Source organism: Gordonibacter pamelaeae 7-10-1-b (genome assembly GCF_000210055.1).
Lineage (GTDB): Bacteria > Actinomycetota > Coriobacteriia > Coriobacteriales > Eggerthellaceae > Gordonibacter > Gordonibacter pamelaeae.
On the sequence record NC_021021.1, the window covers coordinates 2,884,762 to 2,888,842 of the forward strand.

Below are 4,081 nucleotides of genomic sequence, written 5' to 3' on the forward strand. Positions count from 1 at the left end.
CCTACGGGGGGCCTGGTTCCCTGCGGGGAGCCTCGCCCCACCGGCCTTTCTGCACAGTAATTACCGGTTTTCTACGCATCGTCGGCCCTCGATCGGCAAATCGGGCACCCATCATTTCACCATCAGGGAAAACGCCAGACGCAAACGTCCGGATCTGCACAACGGCAGCATGTTGCGCCCGCGAATCCGCAATAATCGGTGATTTCTGTGCGAGTTCCCCCCGCTGAGACAACGCACTAGCCATCTCGGCCCGGTCGGGAAGGAAGCCTGTTTGCGGCAGGCCCCTTCGGAAACGGCCCCCTTCCGGCAAGATGCCGATTTTTTTGCATTTTGCAGCGTTTTCGGCCGTTTTGTCTTATTATAGTCAACGTTGTTCTTTTGCTCTTGGAGATGGATGGGTCCTGGTGGGCCCCGCGGCCTTCAAAGCCGTTGTGAGGCGCGCAGAACGTCTCGGGTGTGTTCGATTCGCACGCATCTCCGCCAAAGAAACCACGAGCGCCCGCGCCTCCCCCGAGGCCTGGGCGCTTTTCATTCGCAAGAAATTGGGCACTCCTCCTTGCACTCTCAGAAGTACCTGCTTTTAACAATTTTATCCAACTGTCTGGTTTGCTCACAATGTCGCCATAAACGGCACTCGCCGCCTATCCTGCTTCTGCGCGCCATCGACCCCATCCCCTATGCGAATCGCCTTTCCTCGACCAAGGCGGTCGCAAACAGAGATAACTCCTCAACCTGCAAAGAGGTTAACAGGCTGTCATAAAGTACTTAGGTTTAAGCTTTGAAGCACTTCGAGGGAGGGCGCCGATCGATTCTTTCGGTACGGCTGAATCAGTCTCAATTATCGATGGCTGTTTTTATTCGCAACTTGAACGTACAGATTTTGAGACAGCGGCCGCATCCGATGCAACGGATAGCATCGATAACCGGATACAGAAAACCTTCTTCGTCGACTTCCATCGATATCGCTTTTTTTTGGACATTCGAACACGCATGCTGTACAGCCGCAGCACTCATGGCGTCGCGAATACAACTCTGGCAACGTCTTCCGCGCGGTCGGCAAGGCCTTCATCCAGTTCTTGAACCTCGTCGATGTATGCGGATGATATCCTTCGGCAACGATCAATGGCGAACCGTCGCGATACGAATAAATTGAGTTGTCTGGCTTCGCAAAACAACGCTTCAAATCAATCACCCTTCTCAAGCTTTTCTCAGCAAACGCTTAACGTGCAACTTTGCCATATGCGAAAAATGACGCAAAGGGTCTTCGATAAAACCGGCATTCTTCAAGAATGACTCATAGCCATGCGAATAAAACTGTTCCCATAAATTCTTGCGACATCCTGAAAAGCTCGAAGGATGCGAGAGCATCGGATTGCCTGACAGCGCCTCATCAAGCGACGATGCGCGTAAATCCACATTGCAGCAACGCAAATATTCAAGCCCCTCAGAATTGTTCGCCAAAACGAGCGAGACACCCAACCTATCTTTAAAGGCCTGGTTTTCTGTGCCGCTTAGTCCCCAGTAATCGGCTATAGTTATATTGGAGTTTCTCTTTGTCGTAGTATAGGGACATGCATAGCAGCATGGTCTCAACATTCTGTTATCATAGAAAATGTGTTTCCAAGATTCGCTCGCCCTAGTACCCTGATGAACTACGCCCCTTCCGTCACGATATCGCTCCCAATGGCCCCAACCCAAGCTTTTTGAGCGATGTTCGTATGTTGCAGCGCGCGGCGGCCTCTTTCCGCGTTATGCGTCCACCCCAGAAGGCCTCCCGCGTCTCCTGGTAGTTCGCAGGGCGCTTCTTCCTCGGACGCCCGAAGCTCACCCCGCGGGCTTTGGCGGCCGCTATGCCCTCGGCCTGCCGCTGCCTTATGTTCTCACGCTCGATTTGGGCAACGTAGCTTAGAAGCTGCAGCACGATGTCCGCTATCAGCACCCCCGTTATGCCGTCGCGCTCCTCGCGCGTGTCCAATACCGGCATGTCGAGCACCACGACAAACACGCCGCGCGCCTTCGTGACGTCGCGCCATACGTCCAAGATCTCGGCATAGTCGCGTCCCAGCCGGTCGATGCTCTTAACTGCCAGCACGTCGCCCGGCCGCAGCTCGCCCATCAGCCGATGCCACGCGGGCCGTTCGAAGTCCTTGCCGCTCGCCTTGTCGGCGTACACCGCCCCGTCCTCTACGCCGAATGCGCGCAGCGCGTCCAACTGCCTGTCCAGATTCTGCTCGCGCGAGCTCACCCGCGCGTAGCCGTACATCGTCGATGCCATGGCCCCTCCGATTCTCCCGTCGCTTGCATCACGGGAAACAGGCTAAGAGGTGTCCGTGCAATACCGAGGGCAGATCGACCCTCGGGTTCGATTTCATGCTGTTGAAAAATGGGTTTTGGCACCCCGGGAAGAACGCCAGGGAATGCAAAAGGAGCGAGGCCGCCAAGCAGCTTCGCTCCTCTTCTGGCAAATCGAGGCAGTTTGTTTGCACTTCCCCCGAGGCACAGGCGGCCCCGGGCACGCCCTTACCGGCCGATGCGGGTGGCGTCGTCCACGTCCATGGTCATGGTCTGGAAGCGGTTCTGCATGTAGTCGTTGTCGAAATGCTCGGCGTAGAACCGCTCGATGGGCGTGTCGGGCGCCTTGCCCGCCATACGGCCGTACCAGCAGTCGATGGACTGGATGGTCATGACGCCGTCCAGCAGCATGAGCGCCGCGCACACCGCCGTCACGCCGTAGCGCCAGTTCCACGGGATAAGGTTGATGAGCTTCAGCAGCTGCGGCAGCAAAAGCCTGATCCACGCCACGCCCAGCACGCCCCACATCACCATGAACACGAAGTTCGTGCGCCCGTCGATGGACAGGAACGTGCCCGAGTAGTCCCACGCGCGGATGCCGAACGAGAATTCCATGATCCAGCTCGTGAAGTACTCGAACGCCCCGCCGATGACGGCGCTCACGAGGAAGATCACCCACACGGGCTTGTCGTGGAAGCGGTTGAGGGCGATGGTCATGAGCAGCGCGCCGAAGCCGTAGATGGGCGAGAACGGCCCGAACAGCATGCCGGCGCGATCCTGGTACTCGTGGTACAGCGCGAAGTGGAACAGCACCTCGATGATGAGCCCCAGCACGCAGCACACCACGAAGATCCAGAACAGGTTGAAGAAGTTCAGCGTGATGAACCCGCGCTTCGGCTTAGCCTCGGCGGCTCGGCGCCGCTCTTCGCGGCGCTGCTCCTTGTCCATCTTGCGCAGCTTGCGCTGCAGCGCGCACTCCTCGGCAAGCGATGGGTCCAGGTAGCTCGTGACCGCGATGAGGATGACGAGCTGCACGAGGTACCCGATATGGTGCGCCGACAGGCCGAAGAGCATGAGGGTGCCGATGATGGACAGCACCGTGAGCGCCGCCAGCGTGTTCGCCGTGGCCGCGGCGTGCTTCCGACGGTTGCGCAGCAGGCGCACGCCCAGGAACACGAACAGCACGGCCGATGCCGCGAGCACCGCCATGAGCGCGGCGAAGATGACGACGGAGGCCGTGCGGTAGCCGTCGCCCCCCAGCCCCTGGACGAACGATCCGGCCACCGGCACCAGGTCGCCGAGCGAGGCGAGGCCCCCCAGCACGCACAGCGCGCCGAACAGCTTAAGCGGCAACGGCACGCGCTGCCCGTCGGGCATGCGCCCCTCGTCTTTGCGGTCTTCGGTCATGCGTCGTCCCCTTCCCCCTCGGATGGTATCGCCGCGCCGCTGGACGGCGGGGCGGGCTTGAGCGCACGCAGCTTCTTGAAACCGCGCACGAATCGGTAGTTCAGAATGTCCACGGCAGCACCCACCAGGTTCATGTCCATGCCCGACATGGCCAGCGTCCGCAGGGGCGTCTCCATGATGGCCAGCTCGGCCTGGGCGCGGCGGCCGGCATCGCCGGGCAGGAGCAGCCTCAACTCGCGGCGCAGCAGGTAGTGCACGGCGCGCCCGACGAGCGACGCCTTCAGATCGCCCACCGTGGCGTTGGCCGTGTAGGGTCGCAGGGGCACGACCACCTTCGGCAGCACGCGGCCGTACAGCTGCCTGAACGCCTCGTCCGAAAAGC

Annotated in this window: 5 protein-coding genes and 1 tRNA gene; 2 read left to right on the top strand and 4 right to left on the bottom strand. The window is 59.8% G+C overall.

Features of this window, described 5'->3' with window-relative positions; all coding sequences use genetic code 11:
• Positions 1 to 202 (top strand): hypothetical protein (locus GPA_RS20255; RefSeq protein ID WP_231847652.1); only part of this gene is annotated, 202 nt, incomplete at its 5' end.
• 184 nt (positions 203 to 386) lie between these two features.
• Positions 387 to 483 (top strand) — tRNA-Sec (locus tag GPA_RS18380).
• A 351-nt stretch (positions 484 to 834) separates the two neighbouring features.
• On the opposite strand, the gene GPA_RS20670 is transcribed toward GPA_RS18380, so the two are convergent.
• From GPA_RS20670 to GPA_RS13330, 4 genes are all read right to left on the bottom strand, one after another.
• Positions 835 to 1,014 (bottom strand): 4Fe-4S binding protein, encoded by a 180-nt coding sequence (locus GPA_RS20670; protein ID WP_414735667.1) that lies wholly within the window; start codon positions 1,012 to 1,014, stop codon positions 835 to 837.
• A 652-nt stretch (positions 1,015 to 1,666) separates the two neighbouring features.
• Entirely contained in the window at positions 1,667 to 2,275 is a 609-nt protein-coding gene (locus GPA_RS13320; protein WP_015540196.1) for a recombinase family protein, read from the bottom strand.
• 245 nt (positions 2,276 to 2,520) lie between these two features.
• The gene (locus GPA_RS13325; RefSeq protein WP_015540197.1) at positions 2,521 to 3,699 is read right to left on the bottom strand and encodes a putative ABC transporter permease; all 1,179 of its coding nucleotides are present in this window, start codon (positions 3,697 to 3,699) and stop codon (positions 2,521 to 2,523) included.
• A partial coding sequence (locus GPA_RS13330) for a hypothetical protein (RefSeq protein WP_041239647.1) occupies positions 3,696 to 4,081 on the bottom strand: 386 nt, incomplete at its 5' end. The genes GPA_RS13330 and GPA_RS13325, both read right to left, overlap by 4 nt.

What these genes read in the sequence shown, in the direction of transcription:
- GPA_RS20670 (WP_414735667.1), bottom strand. Translation starts at nt 1,014, where the DNA reads ATGAGTGCTGCGGCTGTACAGCATGCGTGTTCGAATGTCCAAAAAAAA.
- GPA_RS13320 (WP_015540196.1), bottom strand. Translation starts at nt 2,275, where the DNA reads ATGGCATCGACGATGTACGGCTACGCGCGGGTGAGCTCGCGCGAGCAG.
- GPA_RS13325 (WP_015540197.1), bottom strand. Translation starts at nt 3,699, where the DNA reads ATGACCGAAGACCGCAAAGACGAGGGGCGCATGCCCGACGGGCAGCGC.